The organism is Mycetocola lacteus (assembly GCF_003667575.1).
GTDB lineage: Bacteria > Actinomycetota > Actinomycetes > Actinomycetales > Microbacteriaceae > Mycetocola > Mycetocola lacteus.
The window spans coordinates 292,177-311,227 of record NZ_RCUY01000005.1 but is presented as its reverse complement, the minus strand read 5'-3'; the positions used below and the strand labels follow the sequence as shown (position 1 = coordinate 311,227).

The window sequence follows — 19,051 nt, the reverse complement described above, 5'->3', positions numbered from 1 at the left end:
GAGGTGCGGTGCCCGATATCCTGGATGCAGCAGTCCCGGCCCCGGCCGATCGATCAAAGGAGCCATCATGGCGACCACCGCAGCACACGGCACCGACACCGGAGCCGACACTATCGGTACCGAATCCGAGGGGCACTCGGGCGATTTCTGCGCCACCGAGGGGCACCACCACGGCTACATCAGCGATAAGACCGGCTACCAGAAGCGGATGCGCCGGATCGAGGGTCAGGCGCGTGGGATCTCCAAGATGATCGACGACGAGAAGTACTGCATCGACATTCTCACCCAGATCAGTGCCCTCACCAGCGCGCTGGAATCGGTGGCGATCGGTCTGGTGGATGACCACCTCAAGCACTGCGTGATGGACGCCGCCCGTCTGGGCAACGCCGAGGAGGCCGCCGCCAAACTCAAGGAAGCCACCGACGCGATCGCGCGCCTGGTCCGCTCTTAGACCGCCCACCCGCACACCGAGGGCCGCACGGATTCCCGTGCGGCCCTCGGTGTTTTCATCATTTTAGAATGCCGCGAGGCGCAGCAGTTCCGCCGTATCGGTGAAGCCATATCGAAGCTCCAGGTGGCTAATTATCTGCTCCGACGTGGTTTCTGGACCATAGAGTCCGCTGCGCTGAGAAATCTCCTCGAGCGCCGATAAAGCCCTCAGCGGACTATCGCTTACGATGTCAAAAGCAAACTTACGAGCCGATACCGGGGTGATGCTCACTGGAAGCAGAGCCACGGGAAAATCCTTGAGGTTATCGGTCACGATAAAACCCGCTCCGGCCACCTGCGCGGCGGCGACCACGTGCTCATCATCTCGATCCGGAAGTCCAAACGTTCCATCCAATGGCTCCCAGCCGTGAACGAGCGCCTCCGGGAAGACGTGACGCATTCGATCTGTCAGACGCATGGCCGAAAGCTGGGCGCGGATTGGAGTGAGGCGGCGTCTCGCGATGAGCTTCCGCGTCTCGCTTTCTTCAAGCTCATCAAGAATCGCTTCGCTCCATACGGGTCGGAAGCTTCCCTCGATGGCAAGAGAGAGGAAAAAGTCGCGCTGCAGGCTGGGCCAGAGAATATTGGTGTCGAGCAGCGCGGTGAACATGTGTGGGACCGACTTTAGGGCAGCTCGATGTCTTGCCGACGGCGTTCCGATACAACCCGACGCGCCTTCTTCAATTCGGCGAGGACTTCGTTGAGGGGAGCATCGTCATCGATATCCGTTGAGAGTCTGGCCAGGGTCGCATACTGCTCCTCGCGGCGGCGCTTGCGATACTCCAGCACGTTAGTCAGTGTAACGCGGCGGTGTGTGCCGACGCGCTCGAACGGGATTCTTCCCTCGTCGAGCAGCTTGATGACCGTGGGACGGCTCACTCCCAGAAGATCAGCCGCCTGCTGTGTGGTGAGGGTTTTACCTCGGGGAGAAACGGTGACCGAGAGTCCGCGTCGCATCGCATCGACCACCTGCACAAGCACGTGATAGATCTCTGCGGGGAGTTCAACCTGATCATCAGTGGCATCGCCGGACAACACATACCTGGGGGCGGTGCGACCGGACTGGACCTTCCTATGCGTGACGAAGAAATCGTGCACTCGTGCGATACCGGGTTCGTCGGAAACATCGTAGGTTTCCGAGACGAGCGGTGTGTTGGGGGACATGTCCTACCTCCTTACAAGTGCAAGAAACGTAACACACTTCGAATATTTTGTTTAGGTAATTCTCCTGACTCCCGGGTTGTGCTCAGTCTCGTGGGCCAAAGCTGGCCACAAAGTCGATGGCTCCCTCTAGGGCGGTGGCGAGGGGGTCGATGCTGTGCTGGGCCTGCGCCAGGAGCATGCCGCCCTGGAATGCGGCGAGCAGGATCGTGGCGAGGGTGGCCGGTTGTGCGTCGGCGCGCAGGTCGCCGCGCTCGCGCATCGTGGTCAGGCCGGATTCAAAGACGGCGTGCCAGCGGTCAAACCCGTCGGTGACGTCCGCCGTGAGGTTCAGATCGGATTTGAGGACGTCGCCGGCGAGGGATCCGAACCGGCAGCCGCCCTCCCAGGAGTTCGGGCGCTCGGTGTAAAAGGCCGCCCAGGATCGCAGGGCGGCGATACTGTCGAGGTCGCCGTGGGCGGTGGTGTGGAGGAGGTCGATGACCTGATCTCCGCGCCGAGCGAGAACCGCACGTACCAGGCTCTCCTTGTCAGGGAAGTAGAGCGAGAGCTGGGAGCCGCTGACCTTCGCCGCCGCGCGAATCTCGGGATTGGTCGCCCCCTGGACCCCGTGCGCGAGCATCAGATCGGCCGCGGCGTCCACGATCCGGTCGCGGGTTGCGCGGCCCTTGGCGGTGGCGGGCAGGAGCTCTTCGGCTGAAGTCATGCGGTCAGCCTATCAGGGAATGGGCTTGACAGCCCATTATTAAGCGCTAAGAATGGGCTAACGAGCCCATTTTGGTTTCGCGTCGAAAGGACCCCCATGAACACCTCCGCCCCCACGCCCACCACGTCCGCCGCGCTTGACGACCTCACGGCGCGGATCCGCGGCACTCGGCTGATCGCCAACCCGTGGGCGGGGGATTCCGCGCGCGGCATTCCGGGTGAGCGGTTTGCCCGTCTCCTGCGCACCTGGTCCGAGGACTTCGATTGGCGCGCACACGAGCGCCGCATCCGCGCCTATCCCTGGGAGATTGTGGGTGTGGGGGAACGCGCGCTGCGGGTGATCCATCGGCGCTCGACCACGCCGGATGCCCCGACCGTGGTGCTCCTGCACGGCTGGCCCGACTCGGTGTTGCGCTTCGAGCGGGTGCTGCCGCTGCTGGAGGACGTCAATGTGGTCATTCCGGCCCTGCCCGGATTCCCGTTTGCCCCGCCGCTGGAAGGCGCTCCGGTTTCGACCGCCGATATTGCCGGGATGGTGGCCGAGGCTATGACCGCCCTCGGCTATGCGCGCTTTGTGATCTCGGCCGGGGACGTGGGTGGCACCGTGGCCGAGCTGCTGGCGGCGGCCCATCCCGAGCGCGTCTCGGCGCTGCACCTGACGAACCTGGCGGCGGCCAGGGCTGGGATGATTGACCCGACCACTGCGACTCCCGAGGAGCTGGCGTTTGCCGCCGTCGCGGGTGGCTGGCGGCAGGCGCACGGCGGGTTTGTGGCCGAGCAGGCGACCCGTCCCGGCACGGTGACCACGATACTGGGCGATTCTCCGGCGGCCCTGCTGGCCTGGATGGGGGAGAAGTTGATCGACTGGGCCGGGTCTGCCGGCTCTTTCACTTACGACGATCTGCTGACCTGGGTTAGTGCCGTCTGGCATACGGGCACCGCGGGCACCGCACTCTCGACGTATACCGTGCCCGTGGTGCTGCCCGCGCGGATCGAGACTCCGACGGTCTACTCGGCCTTCGCCGGGGACTTCATGCACGCCCCGCGCGCGTTTGTGGAGCGGTTTGTGAACCTGACCGCGTTGATCGAGCATCCCGCGGGTGGACACTTCGCCGCCTGGGAGGCACCCGCTGCATACGTGGAGGATCTGCGCCGAGCGCTCGCCCTGGGCTAGGCGGGCAGTGCGGGTCGGCGGCGGGCTCGATGGTGCAGGGCCGCGGCCGAACCTCGTGGCCGTGTCTTTTCGCCCGGTCGCGCCGACTTGACTAACCGATTCGGCTTGCCCGCACCACCACGTCCCGTCGGTGGGTGGGCGCATCGGCGTGGACCGAGGCGAGGTTGACCTCCTCGGCGGCCACGATGCTCCACTCCTCGGCGGGAAGCAGTGCGATGATCCCCTCGATAGTCGCGGTGGCCTCGATCGGATGGGCGTTGGCGTCGGGGTGATTACCGTGGTGTCCGGTGGCATGGCCGGCGATGAAGAGGGTGCCGCCCGGGGCAACCCACTCGGCGATCCGGCGGTAGAAATTCAGCTGCGGCATCGCCGGGTGGGCAAAGTGGGTACTCACCAGATCGAACCCGGTTTCCGGAGCCCAGGTGCCCAGGTCTGCTTCGATCCAGGTGGCTCGGTTCGCCACTCCGGCGGCGCGTGCCCGCTCGGCAGCCACCGCGAGGGCGCCGGCCGAGATATCGGCCCCGGTGACCCGCCATCCGTGCTCGGCCAGCCAGAGCGCCTCGGCACCTGTGCCGCAGCCCGCTTCCAGGGCGATGCCCGGCGCGAGATCGCTCAGAAAGGTCTCGAGGTGCGGGTGGGGCGGGGTTCGGTGGCTGCCGCGCAGGATCGACTCATCCCAGTGCTGCTCCCAGTAGGCGCGGTCGAAGGTGTGGTGTGAGGATGTGGTCATGGGAGGCCTTTCGATGGGGATATCCCAGTCTGCGCCGCGCCCGGCGAGAACTGCAATAACTTTTGCCAAATGGAAAACGGCCCCTTCCCGCAGGAAGGGGCCGTCGGTCGAAAATCAGAGGGACCAGGTATCGGTTCCCTCACCCAGCGCGATCCGGGCGAAGCGCTCGCCCATGATCTGGTGGGACTCGGCGCCCGGGTGCAGGGCGTCGGGCAGCGGGTGGGTTTCGGCGTCCGCCTCGCCGTAGAGCTCCTGGCCATCCAGATAGAACAGGTTCGGATCGGTGGCGCGGCGCTCGGTGATGATGCGCTCAAGCTCGGCGCGAATCACGCGCAGGGTCAGCTTGCCAGCCCTGACCTCATCGGGCTTGCCGGTGGCGATAAAGCGCAGCTGACCCGTGACCAGTGCCTCTAGATCAAACATGCCGGGCCCCGGGGTGTCCTCGTGGATGCCGCAGTAGATCGGGGAGATCACCAGCAGCGGGGTGTCCGGGTGGCCCTCCCGGATCGTGTCGAGGAAGCCGTGTATGGCCGGGCCGAATGCGCGCACCCGCATCAGGTCGAGATTGGTGAGGTTGATTCCGAGCTTGAGGCTAATCAGGTCGGCGGGGGTATCCCGAATTTTGCGGGCGGTGAAGGGATCCAGCAGGGCGCTGCCGCCAAAGCCCAGGTTCACCAGCTCCAGGTCCGCGCCGCGAGCGGCCACCACGGGCCAGATGCCGGTGGGCCGCACCGCGTTGGAGCCGTGGCTGATCGAGGATCCGTGGTGTACCCACACCGGGCGCGCATCCGCGGCAATCGGGGTGACCGGGGCGTCGGTGCGCAGTGCGGCAATCGCGATCTGCTCGTTGTGCGGCAGCCAGATCTCCACGAGTTTCGACGCGGCAGACAGTCCCTCAAAACGCAGGGTGGCGACCGGACCCACCTCGGTCGTGGGCACGCCGGTGGCCATATCGATCGTGGTGGTGGACCCGCCCGAGGTGACCATCTGGGTGATCCGCTCCCCATCGATCGTGAGCTCCACGATCCCGTCCGGGCGTGCGGGCACGCCGCTATAGGTGGTGCGCGAGCGGAACAGGTCCAGCTCAATCACGGTGGCGGCGCTGAAAAATGCCAGCCGCACACCCGAGGGCTGCGCCTCAACCATGCTCAGCTGCGGATCGGTGTTCTGCGCGCGAGCCCAGGCGGGCAAGCGGTGTGGCAGCAGTCCGTGTTCGGTGGATTCGAGCTGGGCGGCCCCGCGGATGAGGGTGTCGTTCAGTGGCACGGGGGTGGGGGTGGTGGTCATGAGGCGATCCTTTCCGAATCGGGGGAGGTGGGCCAGTGGGTGAGGAGGGCATCGAGGGCGTCGATGATCGCGATCCAGCTGTCGGAGGCGGGCGGCGCGCTGTGTGCGAATCCGCCGGCGGCCTCGAGGGTGATGAATCCGCGCACGGTGCTGCCGATCAGGCGCACCGCGTGCGGATGGGTCTCGGGGGAGAGAGTGTAGCCCGCTAGCACGGCCTCGGTGAGGTGGACGTGGCGCGGGCCGTCACTCGCGGCGGCGGCCTCCGAGCTCAGCGGAACAAGCGTTGCGGCGAAGCGGCCGGGGTGGGCGTGTGCATAGTCGCGGTAGGTGTTGGCGAGTCCGGCGAGGGCGTCGCGTCCAGCCTTGCCCGCGGTCGCGATGGCCAGGCGGTCGGCCATTTCGGTGAGTGCGAGCAGCGCGATTCCCTCACTCAGGGCCGCGGTGTTTGCCACGTGGGAGTAGAGGCTCGCGGTCTTGACGTCGAAGCGTCGCGCCACCTCGGCCAGGGTGACCCGTTCGATGCCCACCTCATCGGCGAGCTCCGCGCCCACTCCGATCAGGCGCTCGGGGGTAATGCCGGCGCGTGCCATGATGCCTCCTTAAACAACAAACCTACACATATTAGGAAAAATCCTAACACGTGTAGGTTTGGAGTCAAGAACTACTTTTTGGAGTTCTGACGCGGGATCCACACCTGCTTGATAATCAGCAGGATCGAGGCGGTCACCGGAATCGCCACCAGCGCACCCAGCAGTCCCAGCAGTGTGCCTCCGATCAGGGCACCGATGACCACGAGGGATCCGGGGATCGAAATGGCCCGGCTCATCACCCGCGGGGTCAGTACGTAGGCCTCGACCTGCACGTAGGCGATGTAGATCAGCGCAAACAGCAGCGCCGAGAGCGGGCTGGTGAACAGCGCGAGAACGCTCGCCACGGCCCAGAACAGGACCGAACCGACCAGCGGGATCAGCGTGATACAGAAGGCGACCACGCTCATCAGCAGCGGGAACGGCAGGCCGAGGATCGCGTAGAGCACACCCGAGAAGACCGCGTTGAAGAAGGCCAGCACCACCATGCCGCCCAGGTAGCCACCGATCGAATCGGTGATCTGGTCGGTCAGGTCGGAGATGCGGGCGCGGTTGCGGGCCGGAGCCAGCTCGTACATGGCCGACTTGATCTGCGGCAGCGAGGCCACGAAGTACAGGGTCAGCACCAGGACGATCAGCACACCGGACAGACCCGAGAAGATCGTGGCACCCACCTGGAACGCGCCGCCACCGATCGCCGCGATGTTGCCCGGGTCGGAGAGGAACTTCTGAATGTCACCGATCAGCGATTCGAAGCCCTCACCAAACATCCCCTCCAGGCGGTGGAAGAGGTCGCTGTGCATGAAGTCCTTGATCATCGAGGGGACCGACTGCACAAACTGGGTGACCTGATCCACCACGGTCGGGATCACCAGCCACATCATGCCCACGATAATCGCCAGCAGACCAACGATGGTGATCACGATCGACCAGGTGCGGCTGAGCCCGCGCCCGGAGAGCCAGCGCACCACCGGGTCGATGCCCAGCGCGATAAAGAGGGCAAACACGATGTAGATGATCACCGTGGAGATGTTGGTGATCGCGGCACCCAGGCTGAAGGCTGCCAGGCCGCCCAGGGTGAGGAGGAAGCCGGCAACAAACGGGTTGTCGAGTCGGGTCCAGAAGCGACGTGACGGCGGCACGTTGACCGGGGCCGAGGCGGCGTCGGGATCACGCGGGGCTTCTTCCGAAACCTCGACGTCCGTGGTGGTGGTCTCGGCGGTGCTGTCCGGGGTGGATTTCTCGGGCATGGTTTCCTCTGAGTTTTCGGGTGTGTGAGTTAGGGCTTGAGCCAGGCCAGCGCCGCGGCGCTCAGGGCGGCGATACCCAGCGGCAGGGTCGGGATGATCGCCGGGGCGAACAGCGGCGAGTGGTTGGAGGGCAGCGCGGATACCCGGGCGACGAGGTCCTGCTGGCTGGTCACGTTAGCAAAGGGCGCGGGATCGGCGCCGCCGAGCAGCCAGTACATGCACGGCACTCCGGCGGCCTCGGCGAGCATGCCCACGTCCTCGCTGCCGGTCACTAGGCCCGGGTCGATGACCTGCACGCCGGGAATGGCGGCGGTCAGGGCCGCGTGGACGCGTGCGGTCGCGGCCTCATCGTTGACCACCGCGGGGTAGGAGTGGGCGTGCACAATGGTGGGTTCGCGATCGGCACCGGAGGTCAGGGCCTCGCCGCGGACGATGCGCTCGATCGCCGCGATCACCCGGGCGCGCACCGCGGGGTCCACGCTGCGCAGGCTGATCTTGAGCTCGGCGCTGTCGGGGATGATGTTGGGAGCCGAGCCTGCATGCACCGAGCCGATGGTCAGCACGGCGGTTTCGGTTCCGGCAACCTCGCGGGACACGATGGTCTGCAGGCGCAGGATGACCGAGGCTGCCAGCACGATCGGGTCCACGGTGGTTTCGGGCCGGGAGCCGTGCCCGCCGCGTCCGAACAGGGTGATCACAAAGGAGTCGGAGGCGGCAAAGGCCGCACCGGATCGCAGCCCAAACGCACCGGCGGGGAACGGCGCCACGTGCTGACCGAGCACCACATCGGGGGTTCCGAAGCGCTCAAACAGGCCGTCCTCGATCATGGTGCGGGCACCCGATCCCTGCTCCTCGGCGGGCTGGAAGACCAGCATCAGGCGTCCGGTCCAGGTGGGATCCGCGGCCAGAGCCGAGGCGGCACCGAGCAGGGCGGTGGTGTGCATGTCGTGGCCACACGCGTGCATCAGCGGGACCTCGACACCCTCGGCGTTGATGGTCGAGTCGGTGCTCGCATAGGGGAGCCCGGTTTCCTCGCGCACGGGCAGTGCGTCCATGTCCGCGCGCAGCAGCACGGTGGCACCGGGACCGCGATCCAGGATGCCCACCACGCCGGTGATGCCCACGCCCTCGGTGACCTCGTATCCGACCGAGCGCAGGTGCTCGGCGACGATTCCCGCGGTGCGCACCTCCTGGAACCCCAGCTCCGGATGGGTGTGCAGATCGCGGTAAACGGCCTCAAAATCGGTGCTGGTGTGCGGCGACATTCGAACTCCTGGCTCGGCGAATACTAATTGATATCCACCGTAGTGCCGTGGCCGAAGAAAACGGGGGAGTACCGCGCCGTGGCCGGGGTTTCCGACCGATGGTCACCCCGTATGAGGGCTACGGCTTCAACCAGGCCCCGGCCGCGCTCACCAGGGTGCGAATCCCCAGCGGCAGCGTGGCCTCGATCTTTGGGGCGAACTTTGAGGAGTGGTTGGAGGGCTGCTGCGCGACCCGGGCCATGATCTCGGCCGAGCGTGATAGTCCGGCGAAGAGCTGCGGATCCGCCCCGCCCAGCACCCAGTACATGCACGGGGCACCGGCGGCCGTGGCGAGGATTCCGATGTCCTCACTGCCGGTCACCACGCCGGGATCCACCAGCACCAGATCGGGCAGATCGGCGGTGAAGGCGGCGCGCACCCGCTCGGTGGCCGCCGGGTCGTTACTCACCAGAGGGAACGCGTGCAGGGTTTCGATCTCGGGTTCGCGCTCGGTCCCGGCGGTCTGGGCCTCGCCGCGCACAATCCGGGTGATCGCCGAGAGGATGGTGGCCCGGACCTCGCGGTCGAAGGTGCGGATGTTGATCAGCAGTTCGGCGCTGTCGGGGATGATGTTGGGGGCCGAGCCCGCGTGCACCGCGCCCACGGTGAGGACCGCGGTCTCGGTGCCGGCGATCTCCCGGGACACGATCGTCTGCAGGCGCAGGATGACCGCGGCCGCCAGCACAATCGGGTCCACGGTGGTTTCGGGGCGCGAGCCGTGGCCGCCGCGCCCAAACAGGGTCACCCGCAGCGCATCCGAGGCGGCGAAGGCCGGTCCCGAACGCAGCCCCAGCGTGCCCGCGGGCAGCGGTGCCACGTGCTGGCCGAGCACCACATCGGGGGTTCCGAATCGCTCAAACAGGTGATCATCCACCATAGCCTGTGCCCCCGCGCCCTGTTCCTCGGCCGGCTGGAACACCAGCAGCAGACGCCCGGACCAGGTGGGATCGGCGGCGAGCTCGGCGGCGGCACCGAGCATGGCGGTGATGTGGACGTCGTGCCCGCACGCGTGCATGACCGGCACCTCAATGCCCGCATCGTTTGTGGCGGTTGCCACCGAGGCATAGTCCAGACCGGTGTCCTCGCGCACCGGGAGCGCGTCCATGTCCGCTCGCAGCAGCACGGTGGATCCGACACCTCGATCCAGCACCCCAACCACACCGGTCTGGCCCACACCCTCGGTCACCGCATAGCCGAGGCCGCGCAGTCTCGCGGCAACGATGCCGGCGGTGCGGGTCTCGGCGAAACTCAGTTCCGGATGTGCGTGTAAATCACGATAGATATCAAAAAGTTCGGAAATATCCTGTTTTGTCATAACGACCGCTCCCCAAACATCGATAGTGTTCTCTTATTACCGTAGCGCTGGCTCCGTGGGGACGGGAGGGGGAAGCTCATGACGCACGTCGTGTTCAAGAATTTTGCGCTGACGCGTCGCGCCATACTGGGGGCGTTGATTCTGGTGGGGTCGGCCGCGGTATTGCTCGCGGCCCTCTATGGATTCATCGGACCGCACACCGCCCAGGCCGGCTATCTGGCCATCATGTTCCTCCTTTCCCCGTCCCGGGCACTGCTGCCCAGGTGGCGGGTGATGGCGGCACTGTGGGCTGTGATCGTGGCAATGCTGGGCTTTACGCTGGGTTCGCTGGGTACCTTCCCGGTCCTGGTCGCCCTGGTGGGGGTGTGTCTGGTGCAGGGCCTGTTCCGGATCGGGGACATCTCCTCGATGACCCGCTCGCCGGTCAACCTGATCGTTTTTGCCTCGCTGTCCAACACCGACGTGCAGTTCTGGCAGGTGCTTTTAGGGTCGAGTCTGGGGGCCGCATTTATGCTCGCGTTTGCGACACTGATGCCGACCAAACACGACTCTCTGCCGACCCCGCAGCCGGTCAAGGAGCGGCTTGGCTATGGGGTGCTGCTCGCGGTGGGATCCCTGGGCATCGTTGCCATCGGCGAGGCCGTGGACTTCCCCTACGTCAGTTGGACCCTGCTGTCCTACTGCATGATTCTCGCGGTCGGCGTTGATAACCGCACCAGCCGTGCCCGAGACCGCGTGGTGGGTACCGCGATCGGTGCGGTGTTTGCCACGCTGGTCTCGCTGCTCCCCGCGCCGGTGCCGATCCTCGTGGCGCTGGTCTGCACGCTGCTGTGTGTGGCCTATATTCTCTCCGGCAACTATCCGATGTTTGTGACCCTGCTCACCCCGGTGGTGCTGCTCACCACGTCCTCCGATCAGCCCGCCCACCTGGTGGGCCTCGGGCGGATCGAATCCGTGGCCATCGCCGCCGTGTTGGCCATCGTGGTCAACGTGATCGCCCATACAATCCTGCATGACCGCCATGCGCGGATTGTGCCGCGCCCCCAAGCCTCAACCCTCAACCCCTAAGGAAAACCATGACTCAGGAACCCTCCCTTTCCCGCACCCTCACCAACGGTGTGCGCACGGCCCTCGGCATCGCCGGAATCATCGCGATCATCATCGGTATCTTGATCCTGGTGGCACCGCTGAAGACCGCCTCGGTCATCACCGCGTTCATCGCGATCTACGCGGTTGTGGCCGGCGTGATCTACGCGGCCCTGGGCATCTTTGCCAAGAGTGCCTCGACCTGGGGACGGATCGGCAACGTGCTGCTCGGTGTGCTGTTTGTGATTGCCGGTATCGTGGCCTTCACCGACCTCGGCAACGTCACCACCGTGCTCGCGGTCTTCACCGCGATCTTCATCGGTGTGAGCTGGATCTTTGAGGGTGTTCTCGCCTTCGCGAGCCTGCGCAGCGTCGCTAATAAGGTGTGGGGCGTGGTCTTCGCCGTGCTGAGCATCATCGCCGGTATCCTCGTGATCACCGCGCCGTTCGCCTTCGCCGCCCTGCTGTGGCTGATCCTGGGTGTTGCCCTGGTGGTGCTGGGTATCCTGCAGATCGTGCGTGCGTTCAGCTACCGGGGACCCGCAAACGGTGCCACCCTCCGCGTGGACGAAGCCCGCATCTAGTTTTTCTGCCAACGCCCCCATCTGGTAGTACCGGATGGGGGCGTTTTCTGTTGGCCCGGTGCGTGGGGACGGTGCGTGGGAGCGGGCTGTTGACGCGTGGTTTAGTCGGCGGGGAGGGCTCGCAGCAGCGGCGTGGTCGAATCGGCACGGCGCACATCCACCGAGCGGATACCCTCAAGCGGTGTGGTGGTGGTGACCTCGACCCGCGCCGGGCTGCCCGGCGCCGCGACCCAGGTGGAGACCGCGCGTTCCCGCCCGGCGTTGTCGGTGAGTACCAGCGAGTAGTCCACCGGTTCGGCCCCGGGATAGGGGGCGGCGGGGGATGTGTAGGAGCAGTCCATCGTGACCCGGGTTCCGCCGGGGATGTCTCGCAGGGTGACCACCGCGTCGATCGGTGCCAGCTCGGGACCCACCTGGGCGAGGGTGAGGCGCTCGGTCTTGGGTTCCAACACGTGCAGGGTGAGGGGGATCGCGGCCCCGACAACCAGCACGGCGGCGGCCGCGGCGATGGCCCATCCGCGAGCGCGGCGGCTCAGGCGGCGGCGTCGCGGGTGGGGGAGGTGCGCGGCGGTGATGTCCGGCGTGAGTCTCGGGGCTTCGGGCACGGGCCGCTCGTCTCCGGGCATCTCCCGCTCGTTTGGCGGGGTGATTCGCGAGAGCAGCCCGGGCAGCGAGGCCAGCTCGGACATGTGCAGGCGACACCGCTCGCACTCGGCCAGGTGCTCCTCGTAGGCGCGTCGATCGGCAGGTCCCAGTGCACCCAAGACATAGGCGGCATCCCACTCGTCAAAGCGGGTGTGGATATCGGTCACCGGGTGACCCCCTTTTCCTGAAGCGCAAGCTTGAGTGCGCGCAGTCCATAGTGCAGCCGTGACTTGACCGTGCCCTCGGGGATCCCCAGATCTGCCGAGAGCTCCACCGTGCTGCGCCCGCCGAAGTACGCACCGGTGACCACCGCCCGATGCTCGTCGCTCAGGGCCGCCAGGGCCTCGGCTACCAGGATCGAATCAAACAGGGCGTCGGTGTGGTCATCGGAGCGTCCCTCGGGCATCTCCTCGACCCCGATTTCGTGGCGGCGGCGGGCGCTGCGCGCCTCATCCACCACCAGGTTGCGGGCCACCGTATACAGCCAGGAGCGTGCGCTTTCGGGATCATCGGACATGATCCGCGGATTGCGCCAGGCGCGCAGCAGGGTTTCCTGCACGATGTCGTCGGCCCCGGCAAAATCGCCGGTGAGGCGCACCACAAAACGCCAGATCACCGCGCCATGCTGCTCATGCAGCTCGCGCAGAACCCGCGCCTCATGCTCGGTGGACATCACGCCCTCGTTTCCTTGCTCACTCCCGGTACACGATATTCGAGGCCCGATGGTTCAAAGCTGAGTTTTTTCTGTAGAAAACCCGATTGGCTGAACCGGGCCGCCGCCTACCTCGTGTGACCGTTGTCTCGAACCACCACGGAAGGTAACACCATGGATATGCTTCGCACCCCCGGCGCCGTTCGCACCAGCGCCCTGATCGGTATCGGCGTCGCCGCCATCGCCGCACTCTCCGGCTGCGCAACCGGCGACCTGACCAAGAGCGGATCGGATGCGGGTTCCTCCACAAACCCCAGCGCTCCCGCGGCCCAGTCTCAGGCCGACCCCGGCGCGTCACCCGCGGCCACCGCGCTCAAGGACGGCACCTACTCCGCCGACGGTACCTACACCTCGCCCGGCGGGCAGGAATCGATCGGTGTCACGGTCACGCTCAAGGGTGGCGTGGTTAGCGATGTCAAGGTGGTCCCCAAGGGGGAAAACCCCACCGCTAAGCAGTTTGAAACCCAGTTTGCCTCGGGTATCGCCGGTCAGGTGGTGGGTAAAAACATCTCCGACCTTAACGTGGGCACCGTCTCGGGCTCCTCGCTGACCGGTGCGGGCTTCAACGACGCCATCAACAACATCATTTCCCAGGCGAAGTAGTGTCTCCAGCTCCCGCCCCTTGGCGTTTTGAGGCGATCGGAACCGGCTGGCAGATCACCACGGAGAACGAGATTTCTCCCGGTGACCGGGCGGCCGTGTCCACGCTGATCGATGCCTATGACGCGGTGTATTCACGCTTTCGCGCCGACTCGTCGGTGCGTGATTTCGCACGCACCGGCGGCAGCGTGGACCTGGGGCCGCACTGGCCGGAACTCTGGGACACGTATGTGAACCTGGAGGATCTCACCGCCGGTGCGGTCACCCCGCTGGTGGGGCGGGCGCTGGAAACCCTGGGGTATGACCCGGCCTACTCGCTGGTTCCCTCGGGGGTCCCAAGCCCGGTCCCGGCACTCGGCGACACCCTGCACAGCACGGGGACGATCCTCAGCGCAACCGAACCGGTGCTCCTGGACGTGGGTGCCGTGGGCAAGGGGCAGCTGGTGGACCTGGTCGCCGGGCTGCTGATGGCTCGCGGCTACACGGCCCTCACTGTTGATGCCGGGGGCGACATTCGCCACGCCGGGCAGCCCGGGCTGCGGGTTGCGCTGGAACACCCCTTTGATCGCACCCGGGCGATCGGCGTGATCGAGCTGGACGCGTCCGGGCCGCGTGGCGCGATTGCCGGATCGGCGACCAACCGTCGCGCATGGGGCGAGGGACTCCACCACGTGTTGGATGGACGCACCGGAAAACCGGTGGACTCGATCGTGGCCACCTGGGCGATCGGGGAGTCGGCGCTGATCGCCGACGCCGCCGCGACCGCCCTGTTTTTTGCCGGACCCGAGGCTGTGGCGACGCGGCTGGAGATCGACTGGGTTCGGATGTTTAGCAATGGACGCGTGGAGTATTCCCGCACGCTTCCCGGAGAGGTTTTTACCGCATGATTACCCGATTGGACCGCCTTCTTGGCCGTGTGACGATGTATCGCCTGGTGCTGCTGGTGTTGCTGGCACTCTGGGTGATTGCGGCGGTACTCTCACTGATCGGTGTGCTCTCCTTCCCGATCCTGGGGCTCGTGTTGAGCCTCGTGGTCGCGGTGGTGGCTGGCTGGGTATCCAATCGAATCTTTGCGCTGATTTGGCGGGTCTCCCCACACGGGGAATCCTCGCTGGTGACCGCGCTGATCCTGGTATTTCTCTTTTTCCCCCTGCCCACGATGGAGAGCCAGGGGATGCTCGCGCTCGCCGTGGTTGCGGCGAATCTGAGCAAGTATCTGCTGGCCTGGCGGGGACGCCACCTCTTCAATCCGGTGGCCGCCGGGGCGATGGTGGTCGCCGCCACCGGCATCGGCGGTGCCGTCTGGTGGATCGCGACCCCGGCACTGTTTGTTCCGCTGGTCCTCGGCGCGGCCCTGGTGCTGCACCGGGCGCGGGCCTGGGATATCGCGCTGCCGGTGATCGTAATCGGGGTGGTGGGCACGCTGCTCAAGCTGGTGTCCACCGGCGCGGATCCACTCGGTGCCGGCTGGATCGCCCTGGCCTCCTACCCCTACCTCTTCCTCGGGGCCTTCATGATGAGTGAGCCGCTGACGGCCCCGCCGCGGCGTCGCTGGCGGATGCTGGTCAGCGCCATTGTTGGCCTGATCTCGCTGATCCCGCTGAACCTGGGTGCGCTGGCGATGTCGCCGGAACTCGCGCTGCTGGTGGGAAACGCGGTCGCGTTCGGGTTTGGTCCGCGTTCGCGGGTGCGGCTGACGCTGGAGGCCCGCGAGGAGCATGCGGGCGGAATCGCCGACCTGTCCTTCGTCCCCGAGCGTCCGCTGCGCCTGCGTCCCGGCCAGTATCTGGAGCTCTCCATCCCACACCGGGGTGCCGATGGGCGCGGCCTGCGCCGGGTGTTTAGCGTGGCCTCGGCACCGGGGGCCTCCTCGGTGCGCATCATTACGCGGGTCGAGGAGCGGGCCAGCTCGTTTAAGCAGGCACTGCTCGCCCTGAAACCTGGGACCCACGTGGCCGTGAGCGCCGTGGGTGGCGATTTTACGGTGCGTGGCGGAGCGGATGAGCTGTGGCTGGCCAACGGCGTGGGGCTCACCCCGTTCCTCGCCGCGGCCGATGCGCGCACGGCTCGTCCGGCGTCGGGACCCACCCTGATCTGGGCCCTGCGCGCGGGTGAAGATCCGGTCTGGGCGGAGCCCGTGCTGCGACGCGGAGGCGTACGGGTGTTGATTGTTGGGCCGGAGTCTCTGGCTCGGCAGGGCGCGCTGCCCGCGGGATGGCTGTACGCGGGCACGCGGGTGGATGAGCATGCGCTGGAGATCGCGCGGCCCGCCGGGCGTCCAACCCACGCCTATGTGGCCGGTTCCCCGGCATTTGTCGCGTCGGCATCGCGCGCGGCTCGCTCACACGGCGTGCACCGCGTCCGCACAGATCGGTTTATCGGCTACTAGCGGGGCCCTGCGCACGGGCGGGATCGGGATGCCTCAGCCGCGGTGACGCCGTGGGCAGCGTGGTTTCGTCGCGCTTTCGAGTCCCGATTCCGCCTAGCGGGTGGGTCGTGTGCTGACGCGTGCTCGGGCTGCGTGTCGGGAGACGCGCGCACGATTTCCGCAGCCCGCGGCGGTGCACCAGCGACGCTTGGCGTTGGTTGCGATGAACATCTGCGAGCAGTCCTCGGCCGGGCAGTGGCGCAGGCGTCCGGCGGCCGCCGCATCACTCAGTTCCAGGGCCGACAGAATCAGCTTGGCGCGGGTGGCCTCCTCGGCGGTGCGTGCGGTTGTGGTGTATTCGACGTGCAGGTGCCCGTCACGCACGCTCAGGTAGCTCTGCACCGGGGCGGCGTGCAGGATGGTGTTGGCGGCGGTGAGGACCGGTGTTTCCGGGGCGCTCCCCTCGTCGATCGCCTGGATCAGCGCCCCCACGAGCGTGCGGAGGCTCCGGGTGTCCTCGGCGTTTAGCGCGGTGATCGAGGGGTCGCGTTCGGATTGAAAGCGCCAAAACTCGGCGAGGGCACCGGGCGCATCGAGCTGATCCACCGCCGGGGTATGCGCGGTCTTGAGTGTATTGAGCAGATCGATAGCCGCGGGCTCGCCCAGAAGCGTGAAGGTCATGCGCCCAGTCTAGGACTAATGGATTAACTAGGCAATAATGCATTAGTATCCCACTATGACTGCACAACGTATCCCCATGATCACCTTCGCCATCGGCTTTGGCCTTGCCGGTCTTGCCCAGACCTGGAGCGCCGCCGACGCGGTGTGGGGGCTGAGCCCGATGATCGGCGACGTCCTCTGGGGGATTGCCGCGCTTGCCTGGATCTGGCTGCTGGTGGCCCACACTGTACGCGGATTCGCCGCCGAGCAGAGCCTGATCAGCCAGCTCCGCCATCCGGCCCAGGGTCCGGTCGCCGCACTGGCCCCCGCGCTGGGCATGTTCCTGGGGGCTCGCCTGTATCCGATGGTTCCCTGGGCGGGAACGACGCTGGTGCTGGCCTCGATTGCCGTCGGCGCGGTGTTTGCCGGTTGGATCCTGGGACGCTGGGCACGTGGCAATATCGAGATCGACCTGGTGCACGGAGGCTATCTCCTGCCCACGGTGGCGGCGGGCTATATCGCCGCGGGATCGGCCGCCAAGATCGGCTGGATCGGACTCGGCTGGGGTGCCTTCGGAGTGGCCACGCTGTTCTGGGTGCTGGTCTTCACGCTGATTCTGGCTCGCCTTGCCCTGCGGCCGGCCCTGCCCGCACCCCTGGTGCCCTCGCTGGCAATCCTGATGGCACCGCCCGCCGTGGGTGGCGGGGCATGGATCGCGCTGACCGGCACCCATGTGGGAATCGGCGTCGAGATTCTGCTGGGCCTGACTGCGATTCTGGTGCTCCTGCAGCTGGGTCTGATGCCCCTGTATCGACGCACCCCGTTCACGCTCGGCGCCTGGTCCTATACCTTCCCGCTGGGTGCGGTCGCGGCGTTTGTCATCAGCGCCACGACGAACCCCATCTGGGCCGGCATCGGTGTGCTCGTGGTGACCGCGGTGATCCTCACGGTGGCCACCCTTTCGGTCCGGGCCGTGCTGATCGCGCGCGCGAGCCTCACGGTGGCGGCCGCCGCCTAGGTGGCATCGGGTGGGCCAATCACGGTGAGTATTTGCCGAGTTTCCGGCGCGCGCGGTGCGCGTCACCGTACCGTGGTGCGGAGACGAAGGGACTCCGATGACCAGACGACCGATGGTGCGAGGCGCGATGGTGTTTGATCCCGCCCGGCGCACGGAGATCGAGGGGATCCTGCGTCGACTGCGGCGGCCCACCCTGCTGCTGGTGCCGGATGTGGACGCGCAGGGGCGTTCGGATCCGGTGGGTGCGATGGCGCAGGCGTGGAGCATCCTGACCGAGGATGAGGCCCGCAGCGTGTTTGTGATTCGGGATATCGCTCAACCGCTGCCGGGTGGTGTCGCCCGCGCGGTATCAGCGCTGCGCCGGGTGCCTCCAGGGTCAGGCATTGCGCTGCACACCGCGGCGGATTCGCCGCATAACGCCTATCGTGTCCGGCTGGCCGCGCTCACCGGGCACGGCCTAGTTGAACTCCAGCCGCAGGAGCGAGCGCCGACCCTGTTTCTGCTATTTGACGGCGTGGATGCGGCTCGGATCGCGCGGATCCTCGGCGGTCGAGGCGGCGGTTATGTCGAGGCCGAGCGCATCATGGCCGACACCCTGCACACACTGGGGATCCGGGTATTTGCCGTGGTGCCACACCCGATGGATCGGCGTGAAAGTGCCGAGGCAGAGGGGGTCGGGGCGGAGTGTGCGCGTGCCACCCTGGCCGCGGTGGCGGCGGATCGACCCGACTGGGCAGTGCTCTCCGCGAGCACAATCGAGGGCATCGGTCACGGGTGGATTCCGGTATACCGCGAGGGACGTACGCAGCTGGAGCGCTTCGTGGGGACCCCCGAGGGTACCCACGTTCGCCAGAATGCGCACTGGAGTCGCGCGGCCGAGCTGCTGGGTGATGCTGAGCTGCCGGGGCTGACCGCGCATCGGCCGGGGGTCAGTGCCGACCATGAGGCGTTTGTGGCCGGGGCTCTGCTGGGATGGGGTGTGGAGCGGGTGCCGCGGGCGGGACTCGCGCTGCGTGAGGATCGTCTCCGGGCGCTCACCCGAGCCTGGGCTCAGGCCGCGGCCGGCGCGGAGTCGACGGCCCGAATCGAGGAGCTCGCGGCCAGGATCCGCGCGGGGATCGCCGCCATCACCGACGCGCACTGAGATGGTGTCCGTCCTGGCGCACACGTTCGCCACCCGAGGCATCCTCGGCCCTGGTGGTCACCACCTGCCCGAACCTTGATGCCGGGTATGTCCGCCGGGAGCCCCTGGTTGCCGCCGAGTACTTCGCGAGCGTTGGGCTGACCGGCCCGTTCTGGGGTACTCCCGCACTCACAGCGAACCCCTAGTCCATTCACTCGACTCTCGTTCCCCTCCGCCGTAGCGTTGCCGCACA

22 protein-coding genes are annotated in these 19,051 nt (G+C 66.7%); 10 read left to right on the top strand and 12 right to left on the bottom strand.

Annotated elements, in window-relative coordinates; translation table 11 throughout:
• Nucleotides 1-67: 67 nt before the first annotated feature.
• Nucleotides 68-451 carry a metal-sensitive transcriptional regulator gene (locus D9V34_RS06975; RefSeq protein ID WP_121688121.1) on the top strand — a complete coding sequence of 128 codons (384 nt, stop codon included), beginning with the start codon at nt 68-70 and terminating at the stop codon, nt 449-451.
• A gap of 63 nt (nt 452-514) precedes the next feature.
• Here the strand turns inward: D9V34_RS06975 and D9V34_RS06970 are convergent, their stop codons facing one another.
• From D9V34_RS06970 to D9V34_RS06960, 3 genes are all read right to left on the bottom strand, one after another.
• Nucleotides 515-1,099 (bottom strand): PIN domain-containing protein, encoded by a 585-nt coding sequence (locus tag D9V34_RS06970; RefSeq protein WP_121688120.1) that lies wholly within the window; start codon nt 1,097-1,099, stop codon nt 515-517.
• Between the two features lie 14 nt (nt 1,100-1,113).
• Nucleotides 1,114-1,653 carry a helix-turn-helix domain-containing protein gene (locus tag D9V34_RS06965; RefSeq protein ID WP_121688119.1) on the bottom strand — a complete coding sequence of 180 codons (540 nt, stop codon included), beginning with the start codon at nt 1,651-1,653 and terminating at the stop codon, nt 1,114-1,116.
• An 82-nt stretch (nt 1,654-1,735) separates the two neighbouring features.
• Nucleotides 1,736-2,356 (bottom strand): TetR/AcrR family transcriptional regulator, encoded by a 621-nt coding sequence (locus D9V34_RS06960; RefSeq protein WP_121688118.1) that lies wholly within the window; start codon nt 2,354-2,356, stop codon nt 1,736-1,738.
• 96 nt (nt 2,357-2,452) lie between these two features.
• Here D9V34_RS06960 and D9V34_RS06955 point away from each other — a divergent pair, with 96 nt between their 5' ends.
• Nucleotides 2,453-3,529 carry an epoxide hydrolase family protein gene (locus D9V34_RS06955; RefSeq protein WP_121688117.1) on the top strand — a complete coding sequence of 359 codons (1,077 nt, stop codon included), beginning with the start codon at nt 2,453-2,455 and terminating at the stop codon, nt 3,527-3,529.
• 91 nt (nt 3,530-3,620) lie between these two features.
• On the opposite strand, the gene D9V34_RS06950 is transcribed toward D9V34_RS06955, so the two are convergent.
• From D9V34_RS06950 to D9V34_RS06925, 6 genes are all read right to left on the bottom strand, one after another.
• Nucleotides 3,621-4,259, bottom strand: coding sequence for a class I SAM-dependent methyltransferase (locus D9V34_RS06950; RefSeq protein WP_121688116.1), 639 nt, complete (start codon nt 4,257-4,259; stop codon nt 3,621-3,623).
• 114 nt (nt 4,260-4,373) lie between these two features.
• Nucleotides 4,374-5,546 (bottom strand): SGNH/GDSL hydrolase family protein, encoded by a 1,173-nt coding sequence (locus D9V34_RS06945; protein WP_121688115.1) that lies wholly within the window; start codon nt 5,544-5,546, stop codon nt 4,374-4,376.
• Nucleotides 5,543-6,136, bottom strand: coding sequence for a TetR/AcrR family transcriptional regulator (locus D9V34_RS06940; protein ID WP_121688114.1), 594 nt, complete (start codon nt 6,134-6,136; stop codon nt 5,543-5,545). Before D9V34_RS06940 ends, D9V34_RS06945 begins: the two co-directional genes overlap by 4 nt.
• Before the next feature lie 71 nt (nt 6,137-6,207).
• Entirely contained in the window at nt 6,208-7,383 is a 1,176-nt protein-coding gene (locus D9V34_RS06935) for an AI-2E family transporter (protein WP_121688113.1), read from the bottom strand.
• Between the two features lie 29 nt (nt 7,384-7,412).
• Nucleotides 7,413-8,648 (bottom strand): amidohydrolase, encoded by a 1,236-nt coding sequence (locus D9V34_RS06930; protein ID WP_121688112.1) that lies wholly within the window; start codon nt 8,646-8,648, stop codon nt 7,413-7,415.
• Between the two features lie 118 nt (nt 8,649-8,766).
• Complete coding sequence (locus D9V34_RS06925; RefSeq protein WP_121688111.1) at nt 8,767-10,002, bottom strand: amidohydrolase; 1,236 nt, start codon at nt 10,000-10,002, stop codon at nt 8,767-8,769.
• Between the two features lie 78 nt (nt 10,003-10,080).
• Between D9V34_RS06925 and D9V34_RS06920 the strand changes: the two genes are divergently transcribed.
• Nucleotides 10,081-11,070, top strand: a complete 990-nt coding sequence (locus tag D9V34_RS06920; protein WP_121688110.1) for an FUSC family protein — start codon at nt 10,081-10,083, stop codon at nt 11,068-11,070.
• A gap of 8 nt (nt 11,071-11,078) precedes the next feature.
• Complete coding sequence (locus tag D9V34_RS06915) at nt 11,079-11,672, top strand: HdeD family acid-resistance protein (protein WP_121688109.1); 594 nt, start codon at nt 11,079-11,081, stop codon at nt 11,670-11,672.
• 101 nt (nt 11,673-11,773) lie between these two features.
• Here the strand turns inward: D9V34_RS06915 and D9V34_RS06910 are convergent, their stop codons facing one another.
• Nucleotides 11,774-12,484, bottom strand: a complete 711-nt coding sequence (locus D9V34_RS06910) for an anti-sigma factor family protein (RefSeq protein WP_121688108.1) — start codon at nt 12,482-12,484, stop codon at nt 11,774-11,776.
• Entirely contained in the window at nt 12,481-12,990 is a 510-nt protein-coding gene (locus tag D9V34_RS06905; protein WP_121688107.1) for a sigma-70 family RNA polymerase sigma factor, read from the bottom strand. The genes D9V34_RS06910 and D9V34_RS06905 overlap by 4 nt, the downstream gene beginning before the upstream one ends.
• A 153-nt stretch (nt 12,991-13,143) precedes the next feature.
• Here D9V34_RS06905 and D9V34_RS06900 point away from each other — a divergent pair, with 153 nt between their 5' ends.
• From D9V34_RS06900 to D9V34_RS06890, 3 genes are read left to right on the top strand one after another with little or no spacing between them, the layout of a single operon-like run.
• Nucleotides 13,144-13,632, top strand: a complete 489-nt coding sequence (locus D9V34_RS06900; protein ID WP_245991946.1) for an FMN-binding protein — start codon at nt 13,144-13,146, stop codon at nt 13,630-13,632.
• The gene (locus tag D9V34_RS06895; protein WP_121688106.1) at nt 13,632-14,516 is read left to right on the top strand and encodes an FAD:protein FMN transferase; all 885 of its coding nucleotides are present in this window, start codon (nt 13,632-13,634) and stop codon (nt 14,514-14,516) included. The genes D9V34_RS06900 and D9V34_RS06895 overlap by 1 nt, the downstream gene beginning before the upstream one ends.
• Nucleotides 14,513-16,018 carry an FAD-dependent oxidoreductase gene (locus D9V34_RS06890; RefSeq protein WP_147441639.1) on the top strand — a complete coding sequence of 502 codons (1,506 nt, stop codon included), beginning with the start codon at nt 14,513-14,515 and terminating at the stop codon, nt 16,016-16,018. The genes D9V34_RS06895 and D9V34_RS06890 overlap by 4 nt, the downstream gene beginning before the upstream one ends.
• Before the next feature lie 93 nt (nt 16,019-16,111).
• On the opposite strand, the gene D9V34_RS06885 is transcribed toward D9V34_RS06890, so the two are convergent.
• The gene (locus tag D9V34_RS06885; protein ID WP_121688104.1) at nt 16,112-16,678 is read right to left on the bottom strand and encodes a CGNR zinc finger domain-containing protein; all 567 of its coding nucleotides are present in this window, start codon (nt 16,676-16,678) and stop codon (nt 16,112-16,114) included.
• Nucleotides 16,679-16,733: 55 nt separating this feature from the next.
• On the opposite strand from D9V34_RS06885, the gene D9V34_RS06880 reads away from it, so the two are divergent.
• From D9V34_RS06880 to D9V34_RS18255, 3 genes are all read left to right on the top strand, one after another.
• A complete protein-coding gene (locus D9V34_RS06880; RefSeq protein ID WP_121688103.1) occupies nt 16,734-17,675 on the top strand; it encodes an SLAC1 family transporter in 942 nt (313 codons plus the stop codon).
• Between the two features lie 97 nt (nt 17,676-17,772).
• Nucleotides 17,773-18,819 carry a hypothetical protein gene (locus D9V34_RS06875; protein ID WP_147441638.1) on the top strand — a complete coding sequence of 349 codons (1,047 nt, stop codon included), beginning with the start codon at nt 17,773-17,775 and terminating at the stop codon, nt 18,817-18,819.
• A 53-nt stretch (nt 18,820-18,872) separates the two neighbouring features.
• Nucleotides 18,873-19,004 (top strand): hypothetical protein, encoded by a 132-nt coding sequence (locus D9V34_RS18255; RefSeq protein ID WP_281272272.1) that lies wholly within the window; start codon nt 18,873-18,875, stop codon nt 19,002-19,004.
• Nucleotides 19,005-19,051: the final 47 nt, after the last annotated feature.